Origin of the sequence: Sulfolobus islandicus Y.N.15.51 (assembly GCF_000022485.1) — an archaeon.
Taxonomy (GTDB): Archaea; Thermoproteota; Thermoprotei_A; order Sulfolobales; family Sulfolobaceae; genus Saccharolobus; species Saccharolobus islandicus.
Genome location: NC_012623.1, coordinates 1,188,111 through 1,212,989 on the forward strand (window position 1 = coordinate 1,188,111; position 24,879 = coordinate 1,212,989).

33 protein-coding genes are annotated in these 24,879 nt (G+C 34.5%); 15 read left to right on the forward strand and 18 right to left on the reverse strand.

Annotated features, from left to right (window positions below; genetic code table 11):
* Positions 1-25: 25 nt before the first annotated feature.
* Together YN1551_RS06535 and YN1551_RS06540 are read left to right on the forward strand one after the other, a co-directional pair.
* Positions 26-994, forward strand: a complete 969-nt coding sequence (locus YN1551_RS06535; RefSeq protein WP_012713780.1) for a 3-hydroxyacyl-CoA dehydrogenase family protein — start codon at positions 26-28, stop codon at positions 992-994.
* 86 nt (positions 995-1,080) lie between these two features.
* Positions 1,081-1,809: an IS1 family transposase gene (locus tag YN1551_RS06540; protein ID WP_012717414.1), complete on the forward strand. Its 729-nt coding sequence runs from the start codon at positions 1,081-1,083 to the stop codon at positions 1,807-1,809.
* 26 nt (positions 1,810-1,835) lie between these two features.
* On the opposite strand, the gene YN1551_RS06545 is transcribed toward YN1551_RS06540, so the two are convergent.
* Both YN1551_RS06545 and YN1551_RS06550 read right to left on the reverse strand, forming a co-directional pair.
* Positions 1,836-2,372 carry a cupin domain-containing protein gene (locus YN1551_RS06545; RefSeq protein WP_012713778.1) on the reverse strand — a complete coding sequence of 179 codons (537 nt, stop codon included), beginning with the start codon at positions 2,370-2,372 and terminating at the stop codon, positions 1,836-1,838.
* 102 nt (positions 2,373-2,474) lie between these two features.
* A complete protein-coding gene (locus YN1551_RS06550; protein WP_012711483.1) occupies positions 2,475-3,026 on the reverse strand; it encodes a VIT1/CCC1 transporter family protein in 552 nt (183 codons plus the stop codon).
* A 49-nt stretch (positions 3,027-3,075) separates the two neighbouring features.
* On the opposite strand from YN1551_RS06550, the gene YN1551_RS06555 reads away from it, so the two are divergent.
* Both YN1551_RS06555 and YN1551_RS06560 read left to right on the forward strand, forming a co-directional pair.
* On the forward strand, positions 3,076-3,477 hold the full coding sequence (locus tag YN1551_RS06555; RefSeq protein WP_012711482.1) for a hypothetical protein: 402 nt from the start codon (positions 3,076-3,078) through the stop codon (positions 3,475-3,477).
* An 87-nt stretch (positions 3,478-3,564) separates the two neighbouring features.
* A complete protein-coding gene (locus YN1551_RS06560; RefSeq protein WP_012711481.1) occupies positions 3,565-4,053 on the forward strand; it encodes an adenosine-specific kinase in 489 nt (162 codons plus the stop codon).
* On the opposite strand, the gene YN1551_RS15820 is transcribed toward YN1551_RS06560, so the two are convergent.
* Positions 3,982-4,434, reverse strand: a complete 453-nt coding sequence (locus tag YN1551_RS15820; RefSeq protein ID WP_012716201.1) for a DUF309 domain-containing protein — start codon at positions 4,432-4,434, stop codon at positions 3,982-3,984. The two genes, YN1551_RS06560 and YN1551_RS15820, sit on opposite strands and share 72 nt — an antisense overlap.
* 61 nt (positions 4,435-4,495) lie before the next feature.
* On the opposite strand from YN1551_RS15820, the gene amrS reads away from it, so the two are divergent.
* Positions 4,496-5,551, forward strand: coding sequence for an AmmeMemoRadiSam system radical SAM enzyme (gene amrS / locus YN1551_RS06565; protein ID WP_012716200.1), 1,056 nt, complete (start codon positions 4,496-4,498; stop codon positions 5,549-5,551).
* Here the strand turns inward: amrS and YN1551_RS06570 are convergent.
* The gene (locus YN1551_RS06570; protein ID WP_012717415.1) at positions 5,544-6,302 is read right to left on the reverse strand and encodes an enoyl-CoA hydratase/isomerase family protein; all 759 of its coding nucleotides are present in this window, start codon (positions 6,300-6,302) and stop codon (positions 5,544-5,546) included. The two genes, amrS and YN1551_RS06570, sit on opposite strands and share 8 nt — an antisense overlap.
* 72 nt (positions 6,303-6,374) lie before the next feature.
* On the opposite strand from YN1551_RS06570, the gene YN1551_RS06575 reads away from it, so the two are divergent.
* Complete coding sequence (locus YN1551_RS06575) at positions 6,375-6,926, forward strand: hypothetical protein (protein WP_012711477.1); 552 nt, start codon at positions 6,375-6,377, stop codon at positions 6,924-6,926.
* Here the strand turns inward: YN1551_RS06575 and cyoE are convergent.
* Genes cyoE through YN1551_RS06595 form a run of 4 tightly spaced genes read right to left on the reverse strand, consistent with a single transcriptional unit; the run spans position 6,918 to position 9,814 of the window.
* Entirely contained in the window at positions 6,918-7,775 is an 858-nt protein-coding gene (gene cyoE / locus YN1551_RS06580; RefSeq protein WP_012711476.1) for a heme o synthase, read from the reverse strand. The two genes, YN1551_RS06575 and cyoE, sit on opposite strands and share 9 nt — an antisense overlap.
* 35 nt (positions 7,776-7,810) lie before the next feature.
* Positions 7,811-8,755: a homoserine dehydrogenase gene (locus YN1551_RS06585; protein ID WP_012713774.1), complete on the reverse strand. Its 945-nt coding sequence runs from the start codon at positions 8,753-8,755 to the stop codon at positions 7,811-7,813.
* Positions 8,752-9,426, reverse strand: a complete 675-nt coding sequence (locus YN1551_RS06590; protein ID WP_012716198.1) for a B3/B4 domain-containing protein — start codon at positions 9,424-9,426, stop codon at positions 8,752-8,754. Before YN1551_RS06590 ends, YN1551_RS06585 begins: the two co-directional genes overlap by 4 nt.
* On the reverse strand, positions 9,413-9,814 hold the full coding sequence (locus YN1551_RS06595) for a CopG family ribbon-helix-helix protein (protein ID WP_012711473.1): 402 nt from the start codon (positions 9,812-9,814) through the stop codon (positions 9,413-9,415). Before YN1551_RS06595 ends, YN1551_RS06590 begins: the two co-directional genes overlap by 14 nt.
* 33 nt (positions 9,815-9,847) lie before the next feature.
* Between YN1551_RS06595 and tldD the strand changes: the two genes are divergently transcribed.
* On the forward strand, positions 9,848-11,185 hold the full coding sequence (tldD, locus tag YN1551_RS06600; RefSeq protein ID WP_012713772.1) for a zinc metalloprotease TldD: 1,338 nt from the start codon (positions 9,848-9,850) through the stop codon (positions 11,183-11,185).
* Positions 11,175-12,422: a TldD/PmbA family protein gene (locus tag YN1551_RS06605; RefSeq protein WP_012717416.1), complete on the forward strand. Its 1,248-nt coding sequence runs from the start codon at positions 11,175-11,177 to the stop codon at positions 12,420-12,422. Before tldD ends, YN1551_RS06605 begins: the two co-directional genes overlap by 11 nt.
* Here YN1551_RS06605 and YN1551_RS06610 read toward each other — a convergent pair.
* A complete protein-coding gene (locus tag YN1551_RS06610) occupies positions 12,417-13,103 on the reverse strand; it encodes a biotin--[acetyl-CoA-carboxylase] ligase (RefSeq protein WP_012711470.1) in 687 nt (228 codons plus the stop codon). The two genes, YN1551_RS06605 and YN1551_RS06610, sit on opposite strands and share 6 nt — an antisense overlap.
* Positions 13,081-14,157, reverse strand: coding sequence for an L-threonylcarbamoyladenylate synthase (locus tag YN1551_RS06615; RefSeq protein ID WP_012711469.1), 1,077 nt, complete (start codon positions 14,155-14,157; stop codon positions 13,081-13,083). Before YN1551_RS06615 ends, YN1551_RS06610 begins: the two co-directional genes overlap by 23 nt.
* Positions 14,158-14,286: 129 nt before the next feature.
* Here YN1551_RS06615 and YN1551_RS06620 point away from each other — a divergent pair, with 129 nt between their 5' ends.
* Positions 14,287-14,799, forward strand: coding sequence for an NADH-quinone oxidoreductase subunit B (locus tag YN1551_RS06620; RefSeq protein ID WP_012716196.1), 513 nt, complete (start codon positions 14,287-14,289; stop codon positions 14,797-14,799).
* Here YN1551_RS06620 and YN1551_RS06625 read toward each other — a convergent pair.
* Genes YN1551_RS06625 through YN1551_RS06640 form a run of 4 tightly spaced genes read right to left on the reverse strand, consistent with a single transcriptional unit; the run spans position 14,778 to position 17,194 of the window.
* Positions 14,778-15,980, reverse strand: coding sequence for a glycerate 2-kinase (locus YN1551_RS06625; RefSeq protein WP_012713769.1), 1,203 nt, complete (start codon positions 15,978-15,980; stop codon positions 14,778-14,780). The two genes, YN1551_RS06620 and YN1551_RS06625, sit on opposite strands and share 22 nt — an antisense overlap.
* 2 nt (positions 15,981-15,982) lie before the next feature.
* On the reverse strand, positions 15,983-16,321 hold the full coding sequence (locus YN1551_RS06630; protein ID WP_048051907.1) for a hypothetical protein: 339 nt from the start codon (positions 16,319-16,321) through the stop codon (positions 15,983-15,985).
* A complete protein-coding gene (locus YN1551_RS06635; RefSeq protein WP_012713767.1) occupies positions 16,314-16,952 on the reverse strand; it encodes a metal-dependent transcriptional regulator in 639 nt (212 codons plus the stop codon). Before YN1551_RS06635 ends, YN1551_RS06630 begins: the two co-directional genes overlap by 8 nt.
* A gap of 5 nt (positions 16,953-16,957) precedes the next feature.
* The gene (locus YN1551_RS06640) at positions 16,958-17,194 is read right to left on the reverse strand and encodes a hypothetical protein (RefSeq protein ID WP_012711464.1); all 237 of its coding nucleotides are present in this window, start codon (positions 17,192-17,194) and stop codon (positions 16,958-16,960) included.
* Positions 17,195-17,289: 95 nt separating this feature from the next.
* Between YN1551_RS06640 and YN1551_RS06645 the strand changes: the two genes are divergently transcribed.
* Both YN1551_RS06645 and YN1551_RS06650 read left to right on the forward strand, forming a co-directional pair.
* Positions 17,290-17,709 (forward strand): hypothetical protein, encoded by a 420-nt coding sequence (locus tag YN1551_RS06645; RefSeq protein WP_012713766.1) that lies wholly within the window; start codon positions 17,290-17,292, stop codon positions 17,707-17,709.
* Positions 17,685-18,098 carry a hypothetical protein gene (locus YN1551_RS06650; RefSeq protein WP_012717417.1) on the forward strand — a complete coding sequence of 138 codons (414 nt, stop codon included), beginning with the start codon at positions 17,685-17,687 and terminating at the stop codon, positions 18,096-18,098. Before YN1551_RS06645 ends, YN1551_RS06650 begins: the two co-directional genes overlap by 25 nt.
* On the opposite strand, the gene YN1551_RS06655 is transcribed toward YN1551_RS06650, so the two are convergent.
* The 3 genes from YN1551_RS06655 to mobB are packed head-to-tail and all read right to left on the reverse strand — an operon-like array spanning position 18,085 to position 19,995.
* On the reverse strand, positions 18,085-18,783 hold the full coding sequence (locus YN1551_RS06655) for a class I SAM-dependent methyltransferase (protein ID WP_012716194.1): 699 nt from the start codon (positions 18,781-18,783) through the stop codon (positions 18,085-18,087). The genes YN1551_RS06650 and YN1551_RS06655 overlap by 14 nt on opposite strands.
* Positions 18,780-19,502, reverse strand: coding sequence for a CBS domain-containing protein (locus YN1551_RS06660; protein WP_012717418.1), 723 nt, complete (start codon positions 19,500-19,502; stop codon positions 18,780-18,782). The genes YN1551_RS06655 and YN1551_RS06660 overlap by 4 nt, the downstream gene beginning before the upstream one ends.
* Positions 19,486-19,995, reverse strand: a complete 510-nt coding sequence (mobB, locus tag YN1551_RS06665) for a molybdopterin-guanine dinucleotide biosynthesis protein B (protein WP_012713762.1) — start codon at positions 19,993-19,995, stop codon at positions 19,486-19,488. Before mobB ends, YN1551_RS06660 begins: the two co-directional genes overlap by 17 nt.
* Before the next feature lie 33 nt (positions 19,996-20,028).
* Between mobB and YN1551_RS06670 the strand changes: the two genes are divergently transcribed.
* From YN1551_RS06670 to YN1551_RS06685, 4 genes are all read left to right on the forward strand, one after another.
* Positions 20,029-21,198: a molybdopterin molybdotransferase MoeA gene (locus YN1551_RS06670; protein WP_012713761.1), complete on the forward strand. Its 1,170-nt coding sequence runs from the start codon at positions 20,029-20,031 to the stop codon at positions 21,196-21,198.
* Complete coding sequence (locus tag YN1551_RS06675) at positions 21,176-21,760, forward strand: molybdenum cofactor guanylyltransferase (RefSeq protein WP_012711457.1); 585 nt, start codon at positions 21,176-21,178, stop codon at positions 21,758-21,760. The genes YN1551_RS06670 and YN1551_RS06675 overlap by 23 nt, the downstream gene beginning before the upstream one ends.
* Positions 21,761-22,147: 387 nt before the next feature.
* Positions 22,148-22,816, forward strand: a complete 669-nt coding sequence (locus tag YN1551_RS06680) for a diphthine--ammonia ligase (protein WP_012713760.1) — start codon at positions 22,148-22,150, stop codon at positions 22,814-22,816.
* Positions 22,786-24,021, forward strand: a complete 1,236-nt coding sequence (locus YN1551_RS06685; RefSeq protein ID WP_012711455.1) for an amidohydrolase — start codon at positions 22,786-22,788, stop codon at positions 24,019-24,021. The genes YN1551_RS06680 and YN1551_RS06685 overlap by 31 nt, the downstream gene beginning before the upstream one ends.
* On the opposite strand, the gene YN1551_RS06690 is transcribed toward YN1551_RS06685, so the two are convergent.
* Positions 23,989-24,873 (reverse strand): glycosyltransferase family 2 protein, encoded by an 885-nt coding sequence (locus YN1551_RS06690; RefSeq protein WP_012711454.1) that lies wholly within the window; start codon positions 24,871-24,873, stop codon positions 23,989-23,991. The genes YN1551_RS06685 and YN1551_RS06690 overlap by 33 nt on opposite strands.
* Positions 24,874-24,879: the final 6 nt, after the last annotated feature.

Here is a 24,879-nt window from a genome sequence, read left to right on the forward strand (position 1 = left end):
AGAAACTTACTTATACTTCTTAAACATGTTTATACATATGAAATCCATTAATAAGGTGGCCGTAGTAGGAGCAGGTATAATAGGCGTAGGTTGGACAACCCTTTTACTAACGAAAGGTTATAAAGTAAATTTGTATACAGAAAAGAAGGAGACCTTAGAAAAGGGTTTAGCCAAAGTATCAGCCTATTTAGTTAACTTGAAAAATCTAAGAATGATAGATGGAGAACCAATAGACTATCAAAGAAATCTAACTGGAACTACGAAAATTGATGAGGCGATTCAAAATGTTGAATTTGTAATAGAAGCTATAATTGAGGATTATAGTGCTAAGAAGAATCTATTCAATTATCTTGACAGTCAATTACCTCGAGACATAATAATTGCAAGTAGTACGTCTGGTTTATTAATGACGGAAATACAAAAAGCCATGACGAGATATCCAGATAGAGGAGTGATCGCTCATCCATGGAATCCTCCACATCTGTTACCCTTAGTTGAGATAGTACCGGGCGATAAAACATCAAAGTATACATTAGATGTTACCAAAGACTTCATGGAAAAATTAGATAGGGTAGTAGTTGTACTAAAGAAGGAAGTTCCAGGATTTATAGGAAATAGATTGGCCTTTGCCTTATTTAGAGAAGCAGTAAATTTAATTGATGAAGGAGTTGCTACAGTCGAAGATATAGATAAAGTAATGACGGCTGCCATAGGTCTAAGATGGGCATTTATGGGACCATTCTTAACTTATCATTTAGGCGGAGGAGAAGGAGGGATTGAATACTTCTTTAGTAAAGGATTCGGATATGGTGCAAATGAGTGGATGTATACTCTAGCAAAGTGGGACAAGTTCCCTTATACTGCAGTTAAGAAAATTGTGGATCAAATGAAAGAATATGAATTTATAAAAGGAAAGAATTTTCAAGATTTATCGAGATGGAGAGATGAGACCTTAGTAAGAGTCTATAAAGCAGTATTTGGGGAAAAAAGGTAATCACAATTAATACTTTTTCTTCACTTTATGAGTCTGGAGATAGTGTCGTCATTAAGCTATTTATATTTGTATAACGAGTATTACTTATGGGTAGGAAGGCTGTAGTTAGGCAAGACGTTTCTTGCCCCTCTTGTGGTTCTCATCATGTTGTTAAGTGCGGTAGGCCTTTGGGTAGGCAGAGGTATTTGTGTAGGGATTGCGGTAAGTACTTCTTGGGTGACGCTACTTACCATTCCAAGAAGTTGAGGGAGGAGGCTTTAAAAATGTATGCTAATGGTATGAGTATGAGGGCCATATCCAGGGTGCTTAACGTACCTCTAGGTACTGTGTTCACTTGGATTAAGCGTTATGGTGGGCAGAAGTACGAGAAGCTTGTTAAGTTGTGGGGGAAGACTAAGGATTTGGTTAAGGGTAGTGTTGTTACTAAGGTTGTGGATGAGATGTGGGCTTACTTGTACAAGAACACTAGAACATTCTATAAATGGATTTTTACTTGTTATGTGTACACGAGGTTGGGAGTTTATCTCATTTACTCTGTGGGGGATAGGAATGAGAGTACTTTCCGTGGAGTCAAAAAGTATTTGTTGGAGGAGGGTAGGTGGGTGAGTGATGATTATAACTTGTACTTCTGGTTGAAAGGTTACACGGTTATCTCACCGGTTAACCCGAATGAGTCACTGTACTCTTCATTGAGGGAAAGGCTGGTTAGGTTCAAGAGGGCTACAAAGACAGTAAATGGGAGCATTAGTACCATGATGTACCCCATAGCCCTAGTCTTATGGGAAAAGAGGTTAATTTCAGCATTTGTAGCTTAATGACGACACTGTAACCACACTCCACTTTACTCCCTAAATTCTAAAATTCCTAAACTCTCAAGCAACCCAGAGTCTGTTACGTCAAATAGAACACAATCTTCATCTCCAGTGTTAACATGGTAGTGAATTTCATTTGCAGGTACTACGAAAACGTCACCGGCGTTCCACTGTATCTTATCATTTCCAATAACTGAGTATCCTTGACCCTTAAATACCAAATATATCGATGCCATATTATGAGAGTGGGGTTTAGTTGAAACTCCAGGTTTAATTAATTGAAACCCCGCCATCATTGTAGGTGTCAGTCCCTTGTTTCTACCAGTAGAGGGAGAGAAGAACATTATTTTGGCTACACCCTCTTGTATCTTCCCTGACTCTGCGATCCTCTCTAATAGAGGCAGCACTTTCTCAAATTTTATTAGCTTTGGTTTAACCTTTTCTGGAGGAGTTGTATACTCCATAAACGTTACGACTTTTAAATCATCTTGTTCAATTTGCTTCGCTAATTCTTCTATTTCTTTTCTAAATACATCTTGCTTGTCAACTCTTTTTAAAACTTCCATATGATGATTATGTTTAAACTGCTTAAAAAGATGACTATTATAAAATAGACATTATAAAATAATTATAAGATTTAAAGGGCAATAATAGATAGAAATGTGTTTCTATTTTATAACTAATAGTGTAATTAATGCAGTAATAATTCCCGCCACTATTAGCTGAACCATTGTGTATATCTTTGCTTTAATTCCCTCACCATAAAGCAAACCCAAAACTGCTAGACTTAACATTCCTACACTTAAAGATAGCATGGAATCATGAGAATAAACATAAGAGTAAAATACCAACAATCCAACAAATGGAGAAATGCCATGAGCAATAGCAGCTAAGACTGCGGCTATCTTCGCGCTATAATCATATATAGTACCTTTTAGGCTCTTCAGAACTTGCTTCTCTATTTTCTCCAATTCAGTTTTTTTCTCCCCTAATTCTACAACTAGGGCATTCCATGTTGATGAAATTGCAGTAGCTATTATCCCACTATATATCGATAAGGAAATACTGGTTAGGTTAATGTGTGAGATCACACCAGCCAACAAAATCGATAAGCTTAGTAGAATACCGTCGAATGCACCTAATACTATGTAGCGCCTAATTGAAGATTTTAATTCATATTTTACCACGTATTTTAATGCTTCATATAACTTACTTGCCACATTCCAAATTAGGATTGAACTTTTATATTAGATTAATGCAGTGCTTTTGATGAATAGACAGATTCTCTTAGCGTTAGCAGTATTGGTAATAATAGTAATGGCTATAGGAGTTTACGAGGGACATAAATATAGAACAGAAATTAATACAATAGTAATAGGCGGTCAGCAGACAGATGGAACATACACATTGAAAGTTAACGTGATAATGAATTATGGACTATTTGGCGGAGAGTCTCCTCTGCCCAATGCAGTGATTTGGATTTATAAATATAATGGAACTACGTATTCATTCTATACTTATAACTTCACCAACTCTCAAGGGATAGCATCTTTTAGTTTACCAGCAGGGCAGTATAAGATCTTAGTAACGCAGTTGCATTTAACCTATATAGTTACCTTAAATCAAAACGAAGAGGTTATAATAAAGTATGCCTATTTAAATAGTGGATGAGGATTACGGGAGTACAACTGAGAAGAATGATGTAGTGGTCCTTCACTGATAAAAAATTTATTTTAATTCCCTTCTTTTATATTATTGATGAGCGTAAAAATAGATGTTGTAAGAATAGATATACCAGAAGGGACTAACGTAATTATAGGCCAATCTCACTTTATTAAAACAGTCGAAGACTTATATGAAACCCTATCGTCAAGTAGTCCTAATTTAAAGTTTGGTATAGCGTTCAATGAAGCAAGCAGTAAAAGACTTGTAAGATATGATGGAAATGACCAAGAGCTAATTAAGCTTGCAATTGAGAATGTAAAGAAAATAGGTGCAGGCCACGTTTTTGTAATCTATCTAAAGAATGGGTATCCCATTAACGTGCTAAATAGAATAAAAAACGTAGAGGAAGTTGTTAGAATATTCGCAGCTACAGCTAATCCATTACAAGTTATAGTAGCTGAAACCGATCAAGGAAGAGGCATAATTGGTGTAGTAGATGGATACACCCCCTTAGGTGTTGAGTCCGAGGCTGATATACAAGAGAGGAAGGAGTTCTTGAGGAAGATCGGATATAAGAGATAAAGCTTTTTCCATCAACATGTCAGAGACGTCAACTTCACCTTTTAGATACTTAATTAAGGAGGCGCAAAGCAAAATTATTGATTGCAAAAAATTTTTCTCGTATTTATTTTCTGCTTTTCTCCATTTTTCCTCTAAAATCTCATGACATTCCCAAAATCTCATGTCGTAAAATAACTGTTTAAACGTGCCATTGATCTCGGTAACCATAAATAATGGTTCGCCAATTAAGGATATGACTTTTTTAGGATCATCTATTATATCTACCTCGATATATTTCCCTATCCTAACGTCTACCACATTAATATTATTAATCCTCAAAAATTTCTTTAGGTCATCGTTAAATATCCCCCTCTTGTAGAACAATAAAACCCTACTCATCATTTACATTATACTCTATCTAATACAAAATATTTTTTACCTCTGAAGAGAAATAGTATAACGTATGACTAAAGAAGCAGTATTATATAAAAAAGAGGATAGTAGAATTCGTTGTTTGGCTTGCGCTAGAAAGTGCTTAATAGGGGAAGGGCAAACGGGATTCTGTGGCGTGAGATCAGTTAGAAATGGAAAATTACACCTTGATGTTTATGGTAAAATAGCCGCTGCTCATATAGACCCTATAGAGAAGAAACCTTTAGTTCACTTTAACCCAGGGTCAAAGGTTTTCTCGTTTTCCACATATGGATGTAACTGGATGTGTATGTATTGCCAGAATTACGATATAAGCCAGAGGCGTAAGGCTGAGGGAGTAGAGCTATCACCAGAAGAGATCGTTGAACTAGCCATGGGATACGATGTAGATGGAATGACGTATACTTATAATGAACCGGCAATATTCGCAGAATTTGCTCATGACGTGGGTATAGTAGCCAAGAAACACGGTCTATTTAATACTATGGTATCAAATGGATATTGGACACTTGATCTTGTGGATTATGTAAGGAACTTTTTAGATGCTGTTACAATTGACTTTAAGGGAAATGGAGAACAGAAATTTTTAAGAAGATATACTGGCGCTACATCTGCAGAACCCATTATTGAAACTGCTAGTGAGTTATCTAAAAAGCGGATTCACGTGGAAATTACAGACTTGATAATACCTCAAATAGGGGATGATATAGAAGCCGCAAAACAACTTTTAACTAAATTGTACGATCAATTAGGCGCAGACATACCAATCCATTTCTTAAGATTCCACCCTGACTATAAGTTAAATTACTTACCGTGGACTCCAGTTGAGATCTTAGAGAGACATTATAAATTAGCAAAGGAACTAGGTTTCAAATTCGTTTACATAGGAAATATCCCTGGACATCCATATGAAAATACATATTGCCCAAACTGCGGTAATTTAGTAATAAGAAGATATAGTTTCGATATTCTAGAATGGCATCTAACTGAGGATATGAGGTGTAAATTCTGTGGATATAAGTTACCTATAAAAGGAAAGTTATCTAGACACGCATTTAAGGAAAGATTTGAGACAGTATTTATTTAGACCTTTTTGAAAGGAACTCATTAACTCTTTTCTTCTCTTCCTCTGTAGCGAACGCAATACCCCACCCTAAGCTTTCTAACGTTAAACCACTAAGTATTGGGCCATCATTACCGTAATTTACTACAGTCTTAATTAATCTTATAGCCGTTTGTGGTTTTTCTGCAAGTTTTAAAGCTAACTCCCTTACTTCTTTTTCAAGTGATGAAGATTCTACGACTCTATTTACAAGACCAATTCTCTCCGCATAATCCGCTTTTATTCTATCACCTAACATGATAATTTCTAATGCCCTCCCTTTTCCAATTAGCCTAACTAATCTCTGAGTACCACCGAACCCTGGATAGATTCCTAAATTGATTTCCGGCAATCCTAGTTCCGCATTTTGGGAAGCAATTCTAAGATCACAACTCAATGCCAGTTCTAAACCTCCGCCTAGTGCATATCCATTTATCATGGCTATAGTAGGCTTAGGATACCTCTCTATATAGTCCATTAATTCTCTTCCCTTTGTAGCAAATTCCCACGCTTTAACTGGGTCCAATTCTTTAAACTGAGAGATATCAGCCCCAGCTGAAAAAGCCTTTCCAGAACCCGTAAATATGATAACCTTAATTTTATCATTATTTATATTTTGCCTTAGTGCACTTCCAATTTCCTCTACCATCTTTACATTAATTGAATTTAGCTTATCTGGTCTATTTAATATTATCCACTCTACTGGGGGTTCTTCTCTTACGATTATTGTCTCCATTAATAGAAACCCTCAAAGAATATGATGCATTGCAATATTTATCTTTTTAAGCTATAAGTAGTAATAGTACATGTGACTAGAAGAGATACAATAATATCAATAATATCAGCAATACCACCGATTATAGGAACTAGCATTACATCATTTATTATGAGTAGAAGATATGGAGACTTAAAGGAAGTAATTAAATATGTGATGATAGGCTTACCAGTCACTTTAGCTACCACCTATTACTTATTTATAAACATAATTCCAAAATACGCGGATTATCTTATAGCAATTCCAGCAATTTTGCCGTTGCCAATTTCATTTCTCTTAACTAGGAATAACATTTCAGTCAATTACAGTGAGGATTACATTGAGATAAAATTTAAAATACCAATTAACATGACTTCTCATGATCCACATGAATTGTTTAGTTATGTATTTAATAAAGCGCTGAGTAAAATTAGAAACCCCTATTACCATTATAAATTATCCGCAGTGACAAACTGCTCGGGGTTAAAAGTGTCTTATCAAAATGAGGACAAGTTAGTAATAAGGAGAAAATGTGGGGATATTGATATTAGAATTGTAATCTCGTCTAAGAAAATAGCTGACATGGTAATAGATATTTCATATTAGTTTGACTATTATCATAATTAAAAGTATTAGCATTAGGTAAATGTTTGAAAATATAAACGATTTAATTGCTTCTTCTTTAGTTGGATTAAGTATTAACCTATAAGAAAGAAACATTAGAAATAAACTTAAAATGGAAAATGCTATAAGCGCTATTAGATTAATATAGTATCCTAGCAAAAGTACAATGGGAATCATTAAGGCATTAGAAATTGCTATTGCCCTTGCAGAAGTTGTTATTCCAACCACAGCAGGCAGCATGGGATAATGTGCGTTAACATAATCTTCTCTATACTTCAATGCCAACGACCAGAAATGGCCAGGAGTCCACATAAATATTAGAAAACCTAAAAGAAATCCTTCTAAAGTTAAAGAATTTGTTAAGGACGTGTAACCAGCCCAAGCTGCAGCGCTGCCAGCAAATCCACCTATTACTATATTTAGCCAAGTCCTAGGTTTCAATAAGATTGTATATACGAATATATATATTACTACACCTAATGCTATAAAGAAAGCAGTCAAAATATTGTCTATAAAACCTAATGCCGTACCTAAAATTGCTAGAAGTGAACCAACTATTATAGCTTCCTTCCTATTGACATAGCCAACTACTGTAGGTCTCTTTGACGTTCTAGACATTACTTTATCTCTATCTATTTCAATCCCACTATTAATTATCATAGCTCCCATCGACGCTAAAGTACCTCCAATGAACATAGGAATTATTGGTAAAAGTGAAATGCCATGTTTGTAAGCTAAAAAAGCCCCAGCAACTGCTGCTAAATCAAGTAAGCTTACTACCCCAAGTTTACCCAACTTTAAATAAGCCTTTATTTTCTGCTGTAAACTCATCAAGTTACAATTGTATTATAAGAATAAAAAAATTGTCATAAACATCCTTCCAATAATAACACCAAATCTGTAAGAGCACCATATGCAGCATTTGTTGGACCTGCCCCTGGACCTCTAATAATTATCCTCTGTATTTCATTTTGAATTTCTAGAGCATTTTCAACTCCGTCTATATAATATAATGGATCTTGTGGACCTATAATTTGAGGAGATACTTGTATTATATAGTTATCCGCATAGGCTATTAATTTTATTTTCTTACCTTCACTTTTAGCTCTTCTAATCTCTTCATTACTAATCTCAGTTATTCCCTTGAACTTGAAGTCACCTAGTCTTATGCTTCTGTTCATAATAAAATTTGATAAAATTGTCAGTTTAGCTGCAGCATCAAACCCATTAAGATCTAAAGTTGGGTCTTCCTCTGCATAACCTTTTTCTTTAGCCTCTTTCAAGGCTTCATTAAAACTTAACCCTTCATAAATCCTAGTCAAAATATAGTTTGTGGTACCATTAAGGATACCCCTAATCCTAGAGACCTCAGCTACTGGTTGAATCCTAAAGAGATTTATGGAAGGAGTACCACTCATCACAGTTCCTTGGAATCCAATTTTAGCACCAGTTCTCTCAGCAACTTCAAATATTTCCCTAAACTTTAGTGCTAATGGTGCTTTATTTACTGTTATCACGTGAATTTTTCTTGACAATGCCTTTATGTAAGCGCTAACGGACGGCTCACCATCTTTATAATTAGGTGCAGACATATCAACAATAACATCTGGGTTTATGAAATCAATTGCTTCTAATACAGTTATTTGCTTATCTGGAGAGAAATTCTCCTTATCCCCAACCATTAATCCCTGCCTAGTTAGCATCCCTGCTATCTCAACATTTTGCAATATTGGATAACTATCTCTCTTTTCATGTAGCAGTCTTCTAAATGCCTTTCCAACATTTCCATATCCGATTAAAAGTAACTTCATTTAATCACCACAGTATCATACTCTCTCTTTCCTTTACATATCTTTTCTAATAAATCTGCTACGCGATCTACTGCATATTTGACTAGATTTTCATCGATATTGGGAACTCCAGCACCAACTATAATAACGTTTTTAACATCTGGAGTTATACTAGTCAAGATCGAGTCCCTATGGGGATATATGTGAAGAACCTTACCTTCATCATCAACTAGTATTGGTATTCCCTTATCTAACTTTTCCGTTTTTTTACCTAAACCTAAAAACTCCTCACTACCTTTAGACATTACTAAATGTAAATCACCCATTACTTTTTCCCTATCATATAAACCTATGGGAACTAAAGTTTCAACACTCACTATATTACCTATATCAACAACTATATTAATTCTAGGAAATCTATTCCCCCTGGCTAATCTCCTTCTAAGAGCCTCGCCACTTGGCCTAGTTTTAGTTGGATCTATTCCTATCCTCCAATAAAAATCCCTGTAAGCCCTAACTACGGAATCATTTTTTAAATACTCTGGGTCTTGAGAACGATACTTTTCTTCAACGTTTTTAATCATATCATCCAAGGCTTGTTGAGAGAATCTAGCGTCTACATTACTCACTTCTGCCATTGCAACAAAAACCCCTAACTTTATGACATCATCCGAAATACTAAGTCTTTTCATAAGGAAAAGATATTAGTAGCCTGGCTTTAAGAATTCCCCTAATTTGACCTAACCTATTGTTTAACTCAACAAGCTTACTTTTCTCTCCCTTTACAGCTATGGCTTCTATACATAACCTTTCATTAACGTGCAAATGTAATGTGGAAATTATATTATCCTTGTACTCATGTTGAATTTCGGTTAAGGCTTCAGAGGCTTCCTCATGATCGTATACCAGATTTATAATACCATAAATTATCTCAGTGCCTTCCCTATTCTCATCTAGGTAATTTCTCAAAGCTATCTGAAATATTTTAGATCTATCTGGTATACCTTTTCGGGTAATGAAGTCCTCTAGTTCCCTATAAAGTTCCTTTGGTAAGGAAATACTTATCTTTTCAGCACTCATCGATGTTATATATCTAAATAAAGTATTAAAGTAATGATGTTTAAGTACATTAAAAGGGGAGAGGAGCTAGGAGCTTCATTTGTTGATATTAGATATGAAAAAACAGCAAGTAATGAATTTACAATTACAGATGATAGAAAATATGTAACTTCTGGTAATGACGAGGGTTATTCAATTAGAATATTATACAATAGAAATTGGGGGTTTAAGGTAAGTGATAGAATTGATAACAGTACAATAGAAGAAGCAGTAAATTCAGCTTTTGGCGATGAAAGAGTTAACATAGTGTATTTACCTTCAAAACATGATACTATTAAGATTGGAAAGGAGGTAAATAAATCAAAAGAGGAAATGAGTGAAGACTTAAATAAGATCGCAAAACAAATAGCTAACCTTCACCCTAGCATAAGGTCATATAATTTAAACTATTATGACGAGACCATCCACAAGGAGTATTATAGTTCTGAGGATAGGGAAATAATATTAGATGAAAACATTTCTAGCCTAAACATATATGTTATTGCTAGAGAGGGTGACACAATAGTCGATACTGCTGAGAACTTAACAACTCACATGGGATATGTAGTTGACGTATTTGATATAAACGAAGTGCTTGAGAAGCTTTCACGTAGAATTGAAAATCAACTAAGGGGAAAAACTCCTAAAGCGGGAGAATATCCAGTTGTTTTAGCCCCAGAAGTGGTTGGAGTATTTTTACATGAGGCTATAGGACATTTAAGTGAGGCAGATGTCGCAATAAGTGGAATACTATATGAATTAAGAGGAAAGAAAATAGGTGAGGATTTCCTAAACATTTCAGATGTGCCTAGTATTGATAATCCAAACTCTACAATAGTGTATTATGATGATGAGGGAGTTGAGGGAAGAGAAGTTAAAATTATAGAGAAAGGTGTTTTAAAGGAATTCATGACTAATAGATATTATTCAGCCTATTTAGGGGAACCCCCAACGGGAAATGGAAGAACCCAAAGCTATAACGATTTTCCACTACCTAGGATGAGGAACGTTTACATGAAGCCCGGTAACAATACGTTAAGTGAGTTATTTGAAGGAATTAAGGAAGGTTATTATTTGGGATCAGCAATTGGTGGAGAGACTAGTAGCGATGGAACATTTCAATTTGCAATACAAGAAGGTTATAGAATAGAGAATGGGGAAATTAAAGAACCGGTAAGAAATATAGGGTTTTCTGGAAATACGTTAACTACGTTAAGTATGATAGATATGATTTCAAAGGATTTCGGAATGTCAGCTGGATATTGTGAAAAGAATGGACAAGAAGTCAATGTTAGTGAAGGGGGTCCTCACGTAAGAATAAAGAGCTTGAAGGTAGGGGGATATGTACGATAAGCTAATTTCACGGGCGAAATTGATGGGAATTTCCCTAGAAATTTTCTCTCTGAAGCTAAAGGAGTATACGATATCTAAAGAGAAATTCTACATTCCGGAAAACGTTGAGGAAATTGGTTACGGAATAAGAGTAATTGACGATAAGTCGAGAATGGGTTATATTTATATGAAAAAGCTTGATGAAAACACATTAGAGCAAGCGTTAAAAATATCTAAACTTGGAGAGCCAGATAAGGCGAATGTATTGCCACAGAAACAACCTATAAACAAAATGAGTGACTACGAGGTAAATCCTGATGTTATAAAAGATGTAATGATAAGCCTAAGAGAACTGGAGGAAAACGTAAACTTAACTACTATTTCAGCTTCTGCAATAAATTATGAGGTTTCTATATTCAATACAGAGGGAGTTGAGGTTAGGGAGAAGCGAGGAGTATATTTAGTTCAAGCAGTAGCTAGTAAAAACACGCCAGAAGTTTATGAAATTCTTGTCTCTAAGGATCCTAAAATACCTGTCAATAAATTGAAGGAAAATCTCTTAGAAAAAATAAAAATAATGGAAAACAGGGAGAGGCTTGAGGGAAAACGTGATGTTGTATTCACTCAAAAAGCATTAAACGAATTGCTTTCTACGGCATTACCAAAACTATTTTCAGCAAGAAGTTTCCACAAGGGGACTACTCCATTTAAGTTAGGAGAGATAATAAATGAAGGCTTAGAAATTATTGATGACCCTTTAGATTCATCCCTGCCTTTTAGTAGATCCTTTGATGATGAAGGAAATCCTTCAAAAGTGGTCAATATTACCGATAAAGGGGAAGTTAGATCACCATTAACAAATTCCTACTGGTCAGTAAAATTAACAATTGAAAATACTAGTTCAGCATCAAGACAATTAGACTCAATAGTACCATCTTATACAATCCCTCCCTCAATTGGTTCTAGTAATATAGTTATAAGGCATAATAACGTTGAATCAGATATAGAGGATAATAGTGTAGTTGTTGATCAACTTGAAGGAGTAAATACAATTGACTATAGTTGTGGTGATTTTAGCCTTATAGCAAATGTGAGCTGGTTAAACGAAAAGGGTAATAAGACAGGATTGAAAGAAGTCATGATTACTGGTAATATTAAACAACTTCTGAAAAATCTAGTAAGTTCTTCAAAGGATGTAGAAAATTATGGGAAAATAATTAGTGGAAAATTAAGAGTAAGTGACCTTTCAATATCATAAAGTTTCTACTCTGTGCACATCTTCAACTTCATATATTCCACATTCTGTTATAAGTCTCCCCATATAATCTACAAATAACGCTTTACACTTCTTTTCCCAATTTTCACCTTTGAGTATTACGTCTCTATCCTTGAGCGAAAGAAACTGATTCACAATATCTACCGCTTTTTTATTATCAACGTTTAGATACTCATCTATTTTTGTTATCACCTCATCTATACTTAGTTCTACTTCCTTTCTTAGTTCTAAATGCAAAGAAGTAGCATTTACATCGCTTGGAAATTCCTTTACTGCTACATCTATACCAACACCTATGAAGAGATCAGACAAGTTAATGTTGTCTTCATAAGTCTTGGCCTCAATTAAGATGCCTGCAATTTTCTTATCACGAACCACTATATCATTTGGCCATCTTATCTTTGCGTCAACAAACTTTCTTAAAACATCTAGAACTGCAACGGCAACTTTCAAACCAGATAACTGAATCACTTCCGTTCTAAAGTTCTTTTTAACATAAGTAAACCATAGCCCACCTTTAGGAGAATACCAACTTCTCCCTAATCTTCCTCTTGCTTTAGTTTGCTCTTCTGCAATTATCAAAAAATCTTCATATAACATATTACTAATAGCCTCTGCGAAATCTTGTGTAGATGTAACCTTATTGAGTCTTATTACCAACATATTTCCACACATCCTCTATACTATAAATTGAAGAGAAGCCAGATGCCTTTCTTGTCCTATTCATTATCGCCAGTCCTATTCCTCTCTCACTAACACTATGAATAATTCCAATATCTGCATTGGACTTATCCAACTTTCTAAAGCTGTCAAACAAGTTTCTAGAGATCTCATAGAGGTTATTTTCACTTCCAAGCTCTATTATTTCAATCTTTTCTTCTTGAAATTGCTTACAGACCTCATGTGCACATAAAAAAACTACCCTATAACCCTTTTCTCGTAATTCTTTGATAACATCGCGTAATATACCTCTGTTCTCAACTACTAGGAACTTTTTTGTAGGTGCATAATGCTTATATTTCATCCCTGGAGCTAAGGCAACACTAAATTCACCTGTACCTTTAGCTTGCTCTGGAATAATGATCTTTCCAAATATCCTTTCCAGCTCTTCGACACTAAATGGGCCAGGCCTTAAAAGTACTGGAGGGTCGACAGTAACGTTTATAACAGTTGATTCGACGCCAAAAAACGTTTCTCCGGAATCTAATACTACATCTACTTTTCCAAATAAATCATCAATCACATGCTCTGCCTTAGTAGGGCTAGGTTTTGTCGCTAAATTAGCACTTGGTGCTGCTATTGGTACGTCACTTTCATTTATCAAAGCTAAAGCAACTGGATGAGCTGGCATTCTTACTGCTATTGTATCTAATCCACCAGTAGTCTCTTTAGGAACTTTATCAGTTTTCTTTAAGACAAATGTTAATGGTCCCGGCCACACTATCTTCACTATATTAATTATTTTTTCTGGTATATCTTTAGCTACCTCATAAAGCTGATCTATATTTGATATATGGACTATGAGAGGATTATCCATAGGCCTATTTTTTGCGATAAATATCTTTTTAACAGCTTCTGCATCTAATGCATTTGCGCCTAATCCATAAACAGTTTCTGTAGGAAAGACTACAGTACCACCTGCTTTTATTACACTGGCAGCCTTTTTTATTTTATCCAATTCCGGATATAATGGATCCACCTTAAGTACTTCAGTCATTATTTTTAACTTTAAAGATTAACAAGAAAATATACTTGTCGATGATGAGATAGGGAAAATTGATTTGATGATTTGTGAGGTGATCTCTGAATAAAGTTATTTAAGGGAATGATAAAATAGAGTATAGCAATGGCAGAACAGACTATTTTAGTTGGTAACTTAAATGAAGTAGCCAAAAAGGCAGCTCAATGGTTAATTAATAGGAAACCAATAAAATCAATAATCGATTGGGGTATTTCATTTTCCCTCTGGCCACCTCACTTTACTACATCTTGCTGTGGTACAGAATTTGGAGCTTTTGCAGCTGCAAGATTTGATGCAGAAAGGTATGGAATGCTGCCGTTCTCCTCAGCCAGACAATCGAATATACTTATACTAGAAGGTACGCTAAGCAGAAAAATGGGTAGAGCAGCGAGGATTGTATATGACCAGATGCCAGAACCGAAGTTCGTTATCGCCCTTGGAGCTTGTATACTCGAAGGAGGAATCTTCTGGAATTCTTATAATACCGTACTTCCCTCAGACCTTGGAATTCCAGTTGATTTATACGTTCCTGGATGTCCAATAAGGCCAGAGGCTGTCGCTAGGGCAGTATTAATGTTACAAAAGAAGATAAGAACTCAAGGAGCCCTTAACACATAAATATTATTCACGTTAGTGTGAGTATAGCCAGTTTTTATAGTCCCTCCATAGTTTTCTAGCAAGCCATAACTATTGTGAGTCTCTAATGCAGCATCTATCTCCTCCTCTGCTATTTTCATGTCCGAATTGACTTTACAACCAGCATATTCTGAGTTACCGTCAATTCCATCAGTAGCGAAACCTAATAGTTCAAATCTATTTCCTTTTTTAGCGTATTTGAGGAAGGATAGGCAGACCTCTCCATTTCTTCCACCCTTCTCTGCCTTTCCTTGAATTGTAACTTCTGGCTCCCCACCAAGTAATAAATAGTAAGGTCTCCTTAAAGGTACATTATAGTTCTCTGACGAATTATAAATTGAAGCAATAATAGCTCCCACATCTCTTGCCTCTCCTCTGATTTCAGAAGTAAGAATGAAAGAGTTGTCCAGAATATTTGCGAGCTTCTTAAGTACCTCCATGTTATCTAGAATTATGTAATTTTTCACAATTCTAGAGAAACTCTTAGGGGTCTCAGTCAGATACTTGGAGTATTTTTCTAATCCTATATCTTTTAAAATTTCTAATGCATTCTCGTTAGTAGAGGTATCAATACTAGTAAGACCACTTCCAATACTACTTATGTCATTACCTGGAACATCACTAACAATAAATGACACTACAGGGATTTTATCTTTTATATATTCTAGTATCTTACCCCCTTTTATCTTAGATAAATGCTTCCTTACTATATTTATTTTATTAATTCCTATTCCAGAGATAACAAGATTCTTGTTAATCATTCTCAGCTCATCTAAGGATATTTCAGAATATTCAACTAATGCTGACGCGCCCCCAGAAATTGCAAATATAACTAAATCGTAGTCCTCAGTAGTTAATAGTTCTATTATCCTTTTCCCAGCCTCTATACTGTTCTCATCTGGCAAGGGATGACCAGCTTCTATAACGTTATTCTCGTTACCTTTAGTACCCTTCGGTGTTACTATTAATTTAGCCTTTAATTCAATCCTCTCGCTAAAGAATCGTGCCATGGGCAAAGAGGCCTTCCCTACTGAAATCAGTATAGGTTTGTTAAATGGGATATTTTCGTTATTAAATAAAAGCGAATTATCCTTTATCTTAACTTTCTCTTGCAAAACATTATAGGGATTTGAATACTCCAAAATCTTTTCAACGATATCCATAATTATCCATTCTCCCTTTTATATTCCTTATATAGTAACGATGCAATCTTTTTTCCTTCTTTACTTAGATCATAGTAAATTCCCTTGGGCTTATGATTTAGTTCTCTAGCTTTAACTTTTAACCACGGCTTTATAGACGAGGTTACAGATTTTTTTAGGGAGCCTTGAAATCTAATCAAGTATCCCATTTCTTCTAATTTTTTACAAACCTCTTCTACTCGATTCTCGTCGTATTTTGCCACCCATCCACTTTCTCCTAAAAGTCTTCTCGCCATATACCAAGGGTTATCGGGGCCGTATTTGTAAATATGAATTAGGATTTTTTTCATTAATTCATCCAACAACCAACACCTGATCACCAAGTACTTTACTAACTTCCTCTATTCTCTCTCCTACTTTGATTTTTATATCAGTGCCATTATTTTCAATAACTTCAAGTACTGTGCCGGGTTTTAATCCCAGTCGTGTGGCTTCTCTTAAAACCCATTCTTCCTCCCTTACAATCATCACAACCTTATATTTACCAATAATATTTATTTCAGATAATTTCTTTCCGTTTACTTTTTTCCTATTTCCTATAGGATGGCCATGAGGACAAGTTGCAGGATAACCAAGCAATTTATCTATTTTCTCCAATATATCATCTGGCCAAATATGTTCTAGCCTATGAGCTAACTCGTGAGCTCTTATCCAATCAAGTCCAATTATATCTGTTAACAAACGTTCGCTAAGTCTATGAGACCTAATTAATCTTTCTGCAATTCTCTTTCCCTCTTCAGTTAACTTTATTTTTCGATCGCTAGTTCTTTCTATTAATCCTAATTTTTCTAATTTGTTTAGCGCTTTGCTTATTGTTCCGGGGGAAATATTGAAAATAGAAATTAATTCTGAAACTTTAGCACTGCCCTTAATTTCTTCTATCTCATACATCTCTTTCAAGTAATTTTCCAAGGGTTCTGAAAGTTCAACCATATGAATTATGTGTAGATCCTCGCTTTTATACTCTCAATTAGATTTGAAGCTCTTTCATCTTTAGCGAAAACTTCTATTAATGCATTTACCGTCTTTCCGTTCATGCCCTCTTTTCGTAAGGTTAACTTTATTTTATCAATAGCCTCATCGACTGCTGCAGATATGTGGTCATGTAATTTCGTTTCTATCTCAAAACCATATACCTTAGCTATCGCATAAAACTTTTGTAGCTCGGACCCCATTTCAATATAACTTTATCCTTAAGTCAAAAATAAAGCTAAGGTTCTAACTACGAACAAGCAAAACATTAATATAAAAATTTATCAAATAATTTATTGTGTACAAAGTCATTTTTAGAATTAAGGGAGGATATGGGACGTCATTTAGGGAATTAAGACAAGCTAATTTTACTCCGATTTATTTTAGAAAAGATAAAGGAGAAGAATATTACATTACTCTATTTAGGGGTAAAGATTTAAGTGAAGTGAAGGAGGCAATTCTAGATCTATCTTACTATTTATCTAAATATGGCAAATATGGGGATCATAACTTTGCAACGATATATGAGGTAAAGAATCAAAATTTTGGCAAGGTAGCAGGAGGAGCTGTAGGTGCACTCGCAGGTTATTATCTTGGTGGGTTAGCTGGATTATTTGTAGGTGCACTCGGGGGAATATTTTTAGGCGAGTTACTAGATATTGAAATGGGAGAAAAATTAGTTGGTGTTTTGGGATGGCCCATGTCAATAAGCAGATAAGAAAGAGGTTAATAAGCATATCCTTAGGGGTAGTATTATTAATTACCTCAGCATTTTTAATCATGAAGACTGGAATAAATAGCGAACAATTACAATCAGCTCTATTTTTTGGGATAAATCCCATTCTGTTTTACATGTTGGGAATTGTATTTGGAATAGAGAGAATAGTATTTGGAGCCACTGGCAGTGAGAAGTTATTTAGATTATTAGCGGGTGATGGCGAGCTCTATTACACAGCTCTCCTAGGAGTATTCTTCATATTTATTATATCTGGAGTATTAATTTTGGCATATACACCTATAGTTGCTGGAATTATTGAAAAAGTATTAGAGCTTATTAATGGACTAAGTTTCCTTGCTCTTTCAGCAACTTTGTTTATGAGATCTTAATACAATTTATTACCTCCCAAGGTCCTAATTCTTTCCTTTCAACTACTTTTAAGGAGTTCTCTTGAAGTAAATTAATGTAGTAATCGTAATGTCTTAAATTTACTTTCCACCATCTGGATAGTATCTTAGCTATTAATGAATTCACATTAGCTAAAACCGCGATACTACATTTTCCATTAGATTTCAGTACTCTATACATTTCCCTTATGGCAAAAGATGGATTAGATAACATGTGTAAAACTAATGTAGAAGAAATCCCATCAGCAATTCCGGATTTGAGAGGTAGATTGTTAGCATCAGCCCTTACTGCTATCACTTTAGGTCTCTTTCTCTTCATATATGTTAAAAACCTTAAAGATACGTCAATACCGATACAAGTCTTACAATTCAGAAAATCAAAAATCTTACCTGTACCAGTTCCCACATCAACTACTAAATCCCCATCTATAAACTCTCCAATTGCTCTGAGAAAAGACGCATAAGTTTTACCAGAAGTGAATAATAACCCTAATGGAGCCCATACACTTTCGTAAACTGGGATTACTCTTGCTAATAATTTATCAACCTCAATATCCTTTAACAAGAAATCGTAAATCTGATCTTCGATTACATTAAATCTATGACCCTTTTCGCACTCTAACTTCTCGTTTACATCACTTCCATCAATAGGACAAGAGAATATCACAATATATAACTAAATATCAACTTTATTAAATCTCTGTTAGTAAGAATTTTAACCTTGTTCTTAACACTAGTTTTAATTATTAGACTGCCAACATTTCTCTCCATCATTAAATTAACTGCTTCATTTATCTCATTATTATCATCTGCAGTAACTAGATTTACATTCATAATTTTTTCAACTATCATATTTCCAGTTATTGAGTCATAAGAATATGCTATATCCCTTGCGCTAACTATGCCTAGTGCAATCCCATTAACTACTGGCAAGTGCCTAATATTGTTTTTAAGCATAATTTCTATACAGGTCGAGATCTTCGTGAAGGGTTGAACTACAATTGCGTCTTTACTAATACTTTCTATATTTTCCTTTACCAAACTCCAGTTGAAAGACCTTACAACATCCTTCTCGGTTATAATATATTTTCCCCCATATATTACAAAATCCGAGTTCTCGTTAATCATTGTTCTCACTATACTTTTAACATCATTATTCTCGATAAATATCGGTCTTTTTAACTTTAATTCATTTAGTCTAACTTCTAATCTGTTTTCTAAAATTTGTCTAATTCCATTCTCAATCGTAAAAATACCTATTATATTGTTGGAATTACTTACTACTAATCTTCTCACATTATTTCTTCTCATGAAGTATAAAGCGTCTGTTATATACGCATTAGGATCTAGCGATATAATCTCTGATCCACTAATCTGAACTGACATTTTTAACTCCTAGTACTTTCATCAAATTATAAAGAGTTAGCAATAAAGCGTTATCTGATGTCACTTCTACTTTCACGTCATCTAATCTTAAAGCTCTAATCGTCTTTTGACACTCCCTTTTTATATCATTTATGAGTTGTTTGCTTACAGCTTCAATCTCATTTACACTATTAATAACGTATTTCTTACCTATATCTACATTCGAAAAACCCTCGATAAGGATAATATCTACTGGGAGAAGGGTAATTAAGGTAAGGGAAGATACGGTAGGCATGAAAAGAACTGACTCTTCTTCACCTTCTTGAAATAGAATTAAATCAGATCCACAGTTTCTATATCTATGAGTATCCTTTCCAGCTAAGTCCAATTTATGATGAGAATGTTTAACCACTGCTACCTTAAAATTATCCTTCTTAATCTCCCTTAAGATATTCTCTATAACGCTTGTCTTTCCAGTATCTTTTTTACCTACAATATGAAATATGCACGCCATATCATATATTAATGTGAAGTAAAATATTAAATTGTGACACTAATCCCAGTTGAAGAAGCTAGAAAAATAATTAACAATACAAATTTCGAGGTAAAGAAGAGAGAAAAGGATGTTGATATATTTCAAGCATTAGGTAAAATAGTAACAGAGGATGTGATTGCAATAAAAAGTATACCGGAAAGATCGTTATCAGCAATGGATGGATACGCTATCAAATATGAGGACTATCTAAAATATGGAAAGTTGAGAGTAGTAGGGAAGCTCTATCCAAATACATTGAACATTCCAGAATTAAAAGAGGGTGAAACTTATTACGTAACTACTGGTTCACCATTACCAACAGATGCGGATAGTGTAGTGCCTATTGAAAATTCTAAACTTGAGGGAGAGTATGTTATATTTAAAGGAGAGGTAAAAAAAGGTAGGAATATAAGGGGAGAGGGAGAAGATATTTACGCAGGGCAAACAATAATACGAAAAGGTACTGAAGTGACCCCTTATCATTTGGGAATTCTATTACAACAACAAATTTTTCATATTAATGTTTCAGATTTAAGGTTTGCAATTTTTGCTAACGGAGATGAAATAGCTAGCTTTGAAAATCCAGAGAAGAATAAGGTTATAGATTCCATCTCACCAATACTAATCAAGATTCTCGAGAAATTCGGTAGTGTAAAATATATGGGAGTAGCGAAGGACGATATAAATGATGTAATCGGAAAAATTGAAAGGTCTTTAGAAATTTCTGATGTAATAATATCTATAGGTGGATCTTCAGTTGGTGAAAAAGATTACGTAAAGAGAGCTATAAATAAGCTGGGAGAGATACTATTTGATGGTGTAACTGTAAACATAATCAAAAGAGGTAGTATAGGCAGGATTCAAGGAAAACCGATATTGGTATTACCGGGACAAGTAGTTTCTGCTATAACTGCATTTCATGAGTTTGGACTCTCAGTATTGTCTAATATATTAAGTGCTAATCTAAAGAGGTTTGTAAAAAGTGCTCTCGTAGAGGATATCTATGTAAATCATTCCATGGATTCAATATACTTATTTGACGTTAAAGGAAACTCTGCATTCCCGCTTAGATGGGGTGTAGGTTTATATAGCGAGTTATCCAAAGCTAATGGATTTACAATTCTCAAGAGAAGTGTAACTTATAAGAAAGGGGAAGAAGTTGAGCTACAACTATTCATATGACGTTATGATACTAGCTGGGGGACTATCGAAAAGATTTGGAATCGATAAGTGTTGTTTCGAGGTAAATTCAAAAACAATGTTAAGTAGATTATTGGAACAATTCGATAATCCTATCGTGGTATCTAGATCGTCTAGGAGAATTAAAAAAGGAATTTTAGTTTTAGAAAACGGCGAATATGAGGGACCTGTTAAAGGAGTTAAAGAAGGATTAAAATACGTACGAAGGGATAGAGTTTTTATCACTGGATGTGACTTCCCATTTCTTACTAGAAGCTTCGCAGATTATGTATGCAGTAAGCCGTACGATATCGCAATTCCATTTGATGATAGACCACAGCCATTATTAGCTTGTTACTCTACGGGACTTCTCAATGAAAATATCGATAAAATTAATGGACTTGTAGAGTTGATCGAATTCTCTAGTACAGTGTATTTCATTGGTACTGAAGAACTATTGAAAATAGATCCTCTTCTCTATAGTTTGATTAATATCAATAGTATAATAGATCTAATTTATAGACCAATTAGAATAAAAACAAGGTCAAATTTAATTATTAGATAAAGAAATATACTTTCTTGATATAGAGATTAAGGTTTTACTATAAAAAAGTTCATTAGCAAAACATATTCTATAAATAGAGAAGAATAAAAAGTTTTCAGTGTAGTCCAATAGTATCTTTAAAAGCGAATTAGGATATACGTTATGATTATGAGAAGATGTTATAGTAAGCGTAATTTTTTTTTCGATAATATTCTACCAAGATTTCATTAGGAATGCTTATTAGGTATTTCAATGTGAATTTTTATCAGATACAAAATGGCCAAGAAGAAGAAAGAGCAAGGCGGACAACAGCAACAAAGCGGTGGAGAGCAGAAAAAGAAATAACGAGTAGTTAGCTAATTTGAAGTAAAGTATTAAAGTTAACTCATTTTTTATCTTTTATATCCTATGAAAATTTGTGTGTTATATTCTGGAGGAAAGGATAGTACATATGCATTACATTGGGCGGTGTTTAAGGGATTTAAGATTGTCTGCTTAATAACGTTAATACCAAAGAGAGAAGATTCTTGGATGTTCCAATATCCTAATGTAATTTATACCAGATATCAAGCTGAAGCTATGGGTTTTAGACTTCTCACCTTCGAGACTTCAGGGGAGAAGGATAAGGAGTTAGAAGATCTCAAAAAGGTGCTAGTTCAAGCTAAAAATGAAGGAGCTGTTGGTATAGTCAGTGGAGCGTTACTTTCTGATTATCAAAGGTTAAACATAAGCATTATAGCTGAAGAAATAGGACTAAAGACTTATACACCACTTTGGAGAAAAACACAAGAAGAATATATGCGATGGTTAGCACGAGAAGGATTTAAGTTCGTGATAACATCAGCTTCCGCCTATGGCTTCCCATTTGATTTATTAGGCAAGGAAATCACAACAGAGGATGTAGAAAAAATAATTGAGAGAGCAAGAAGATACGGATTTAATCCTGCATTTGAGGGTGGAGAAGCTGAAACTTTTGTAACTTATGCTCCACTTTTCAAAACGCAGTTAAAGGTGAAAGGTAGATTAAGAAGAATAAGTGAATACGAATGCAGATACGAAATAACAGATATACATTAAAAAATTGTCGATTTATCGTAAATTATGATAAAATATTGGAAAATACCAATATAGTTATTCAAGATGGATATATAAAAAATTTAGGAAGGGAAGTTGAGGGAGACGAGTTTGATTGCTCAGAATACGTTGCGATACCCGGACTAGTTAACGCGCACACACATACCCCAATGATAGCTTTACGTGGATACTATGATGATGCTGAATTAACAGAATGGTTAGAAAAAATGTGGGAATTTGAAAAAGTTTTCAAGACAAATGAAATGAACATAGCATCAGAATTGGCTGTAATGGAAATGTTATCAAAAGGAACTACAGCGTTCATAGACATGTACTTTAATCCTGAAGGAGTAAAGGAAATCGCAGAAAAGTATGGAATAAGAGCTTACGCGGGTTATACGTTTCTCAATAGATTATTTGATCCTCATGAGATAGATAAAAAACAAAGACAGCTTAAAGCAAGTGAATTATTTAAACCAATTGTAAACGTACATAGCATATATTCAACATCTGTAGACACATTAAAATTGGCTAATCAACTCGCAGAAGAAACAAACTCATGGATTCACATCCATGTGTCTGAGACTAGAAGTGAGATTTATGAGATAAAGAAAAAGTATGGCAAATTCCCAGTGGAGTTGTTGAATGAACTAAGAATCGTGAGGAAGGCCCAATTGGTTCATTTAGGATGGGTAGCTAATTGGGAACTACAATATGTGACCAATGCAACCCATTGCCCAACTTCAAATATGAAACTTGCTACTGCAGGTTTCTTTCCATTCAAAGAGTTGATAGAAAATGGAGTGAACGTAACTATAGGTACTGACGGAGCTGCAAGTAATAATTCACTAGATATGTTCAGGGAGATGAAAAATGCAGTACTACTTCAAAGGCATTCATATTGGGATGTCGGCATAAAAGCATATCATGTACTCAAGGCAGCCACAGAAAATGGATATAAGCTTATTAATTTAAAAGGTGGAAAGCTAGAGGAAGGTTACATCGCTGATATAGTGCTATTAAAGAAGGACAAATTATATCCGTTAAAAAAGGATAGAATTCTCTCGAATATCGTTTATTATAGCGTAGGTGAGCATGTAGGTAAGGTTATAGTAAACGGAAGAATAGTTTATGACGAAAATGTGGAGAGAGAGTTTGATAAGAGAAGAAGGGAATTACTTGGCCTTTTGGATAAGATTATACCCTAGGCCATAAGGGAATGAGATCGCTAATGCTAAACCGGGGATTAAATTTAGTAAATATTTCTTTGGTCCCTTATAATAATAGATACCATAACCTATAAGTGGAAAATAGAGGAAAGCTAAGGGATGGAAAATAGCCGATAAAATTGCCAATATATAGTAACTACCATAATATGAGTAACCAGTTAAAAAGGTAAAATCTGTAAGACCATCAAATATTAGCATAATGTCGTATTTACTCCTCCAAAGATTTCTCCTAGCTTCAACAATTGATGAAGAGAAATCAAGCCTTGCGTGAACCTTATTAAGATGCAAACATCTACCCTCAGCTGGCTCTACTTTGTAGCCAATTTTTTTTAGTTTTGCATAAAGCCATACATCCTCATCTCTTTCATATCGTTCATCAAAATAGCCAATTCTCTTAATTATCTCCAAATTAAGTCCTGCACACCCTAAATTAGGGTTATTTTCAGATAAAGACAATGGTTTTTTAATTTCTTCTTCAGAATAAGCATAATGCATCCAACTATATGCTACTCCATTTTCCAATTTACTTATAATTTTATTAGCATAGTCCTTAGGTATAACAACGTCACTATCTATCATGATTACATATTTATCATCAATTAATGAGAGCATCTTATTACGTAATCTAGCCATGTTAACCCTTTTCATTCTCTTATCCTTAATATAGACCAATTTATCTTTCAACTCCTGAAATAAATTATATATATCACTTCTTTCGCTATTATCGTAAATTATCACCTTATCAACTGGTTGTGATAACGCCGAATTTACGCTTCTTTTAACCCAATCTACCTTGTCATTAGGACCCACTGGTATTATAATCTGAACCATCTAGAA

Bases quoted from the DNA above. Each gene is read 5' to 3' on its own strand.
- YN1551_RS06680 (WP_012713760.1), top strand. From the start codon at position 22,148: ATGAAAATTTGTGTGTTATATTCTGGAGGAAAGGATAGTACATATGCA.
- YN1551_RS15820 (WP_012716201.1), bottom strand. From the start codon at position 4,434: ATGATGAGTAGGGTTTTATTGTTCTACAAGAGGGGGATATTTAACGAT.
- YN1551_RS06605 (WP_012717416.1), top strand. From the start codon at position 11,175: ATGTACGATAAGCTAATTTCACGGGCGAAATTGATGGGAATTTCCCTA.
- YN1551_RS06555 (WP_012711482.1), top strand. From the start codon at position 3,076: ATGAATAGACAGATTCTCTTAGCGTTAGCAGTATTGGTAATAATAGTA.
- YN1551_RS06570 (WP_012717415.1), bottom strand. From the start codon at position 6,302: ATGGAGACAATAATCGTAAGAGAAGAACCCCCAGTAGAGTGGATAATA.
- amrS (WP_012716200.1), top strand. From the start codon at position 4,496: ATGACTAAAGAAGCAGTATTATATAAAAAAGAGGATAGTAGAATTCGT.
- YN1551_RS06535 (WP_012713780.1), top strand. From the start codon at position 26: ATGTTTATACATATGAAATCCATTAATAAGGTGGCCGTAGTAGGAGCA.
- YN1551_RS06650 (WP_012717417.1), top strand. From the start codon at position 17,685: ATGGCCCATGTCAATAAGCAGATAAGAAAGAGGTTAATAAGCATATCC.
- cyoE (WP_012711476.1), bottom strand. From the start codon at position 7,775: ATGAGTTTACAGCAGAAAATAAAGGCTTATTTAAAGTTGGGTAAACTT.
- tldD (WP_012713772.1), top strand. From the start codon at position 9,848: ATGATGTTTAAGTACATTAAAAGGGGAGAGGAGCTAGGAGCTTCATTT.
- YN1551_RS06635 (WP_012713767.1), bottom strand. From the start codon at position 16,952: ATGGTTGAACTTTCAGAACCCTTGGAAAATTACTTGAAAGAGATGTAT.
- YN1551_RS06615 (WP_012711469.1), bottom strand. From the start codon at position 14,157: ATGACTGAAGTACTTAAGGTGGATCCATTATATCCGGAATTGGATAAA.
- YN1551_RS06585 (WP_012713774.1), bottom strand. From the start codon at position 8,755: ATGAAGTTACTTTTAATCGGATATGGAAATGTTGGAAAGGCATTTAGA.
- YN1551_RS06660 (WP_012717418.1), bottom strand. From the start codon at position 19,502: ATGTCAGTTCAGATTAGTGGATCAGAGATTATATCGCTAGATCCTAAT.
- YN1551_RS06690 (WP_012711454.1), bottom strand. From the start codon at position 24,873: ATGGTTCAGATTATAATACCAGTGGGTCCTAATGACAAGGTAGATTGG.
- mobB (WP_012713762.1), bottom strand. From the start codon at position 19,995: ATGGCGTGCATATTTCATATTGTAGGTAAAAAAGATACTGGAAAGACA.
- YN1551_RS06625 (WP_012713769.1), bottom strand. From the start codon at position 15,980: ATGGATATCGTTGAAAAGATTTTGGAGTATTCAAATCCCTATAATGTT.
- YN1551_RS06560 (WP_012711481.1), top strand. From the start codon at position 3,565: ATGAGCGTAAAAATAGATGTTGTAAGAATAGATATACCAGAAGGGACT.
- YN1551_RS06595 (WP_012711473.1), bottom strand. From the start codon at position 9,814: ATGAGTGCTGAAAAGATAAGTATTTCCTTACCAAAGGAACTTTATAGG.
- YN1551_RS06620 (WP_012716196.1), top strand. From the start codon at position 14,287: ATGGCAGAACAGACTATTTTAGTTGGTAACTTAAATGAAGTAGCCAAA.
- YN1551_RS06545 (WP_012713778.1), bottom strand. From the start codon at position 2,372: ATGGAAGTTTTAAAAAGAGTTGACAAGCAAGATGTATTTAGAAAAGAA.
- YN1551_RS06685 (WP_012711455.1), top strand. From the start codon at position 22,786: ATGCAGATACGAAATAACAGATATACATTAAAAAATTGTCGATTTATC.
- YN1551_RS06590 (WP_012716198.1), bottom strand. From the start codon at position 9,426: ATGAAAAGACTTAGTATTTCGGATGATGTCATAAAGTTAGGGGTTTTT.
- YN1551_RS06540 (WP_012717414.1), top strand. From the start codon at position 1,081: ATGGGTAGGAAGGCTGTAGTTAGGCAAGACGTTTCTTGCCCCTCTTGT.
- YN1551_RS06640 (WP_012711464.1), bottom strand. From the start codon at position 17,194: ATGGGGTCCGAGCTACAAAAGTTTTATGCGATAGCTAAGGTATATGGT.
- YN1551_RS06610 (WP_012711470.1), bottom strand. From the start codon at position 13,103: ATGTTGGTAATAAGACTCAATAAGGTTACATCTACACAAGATTTCGCA.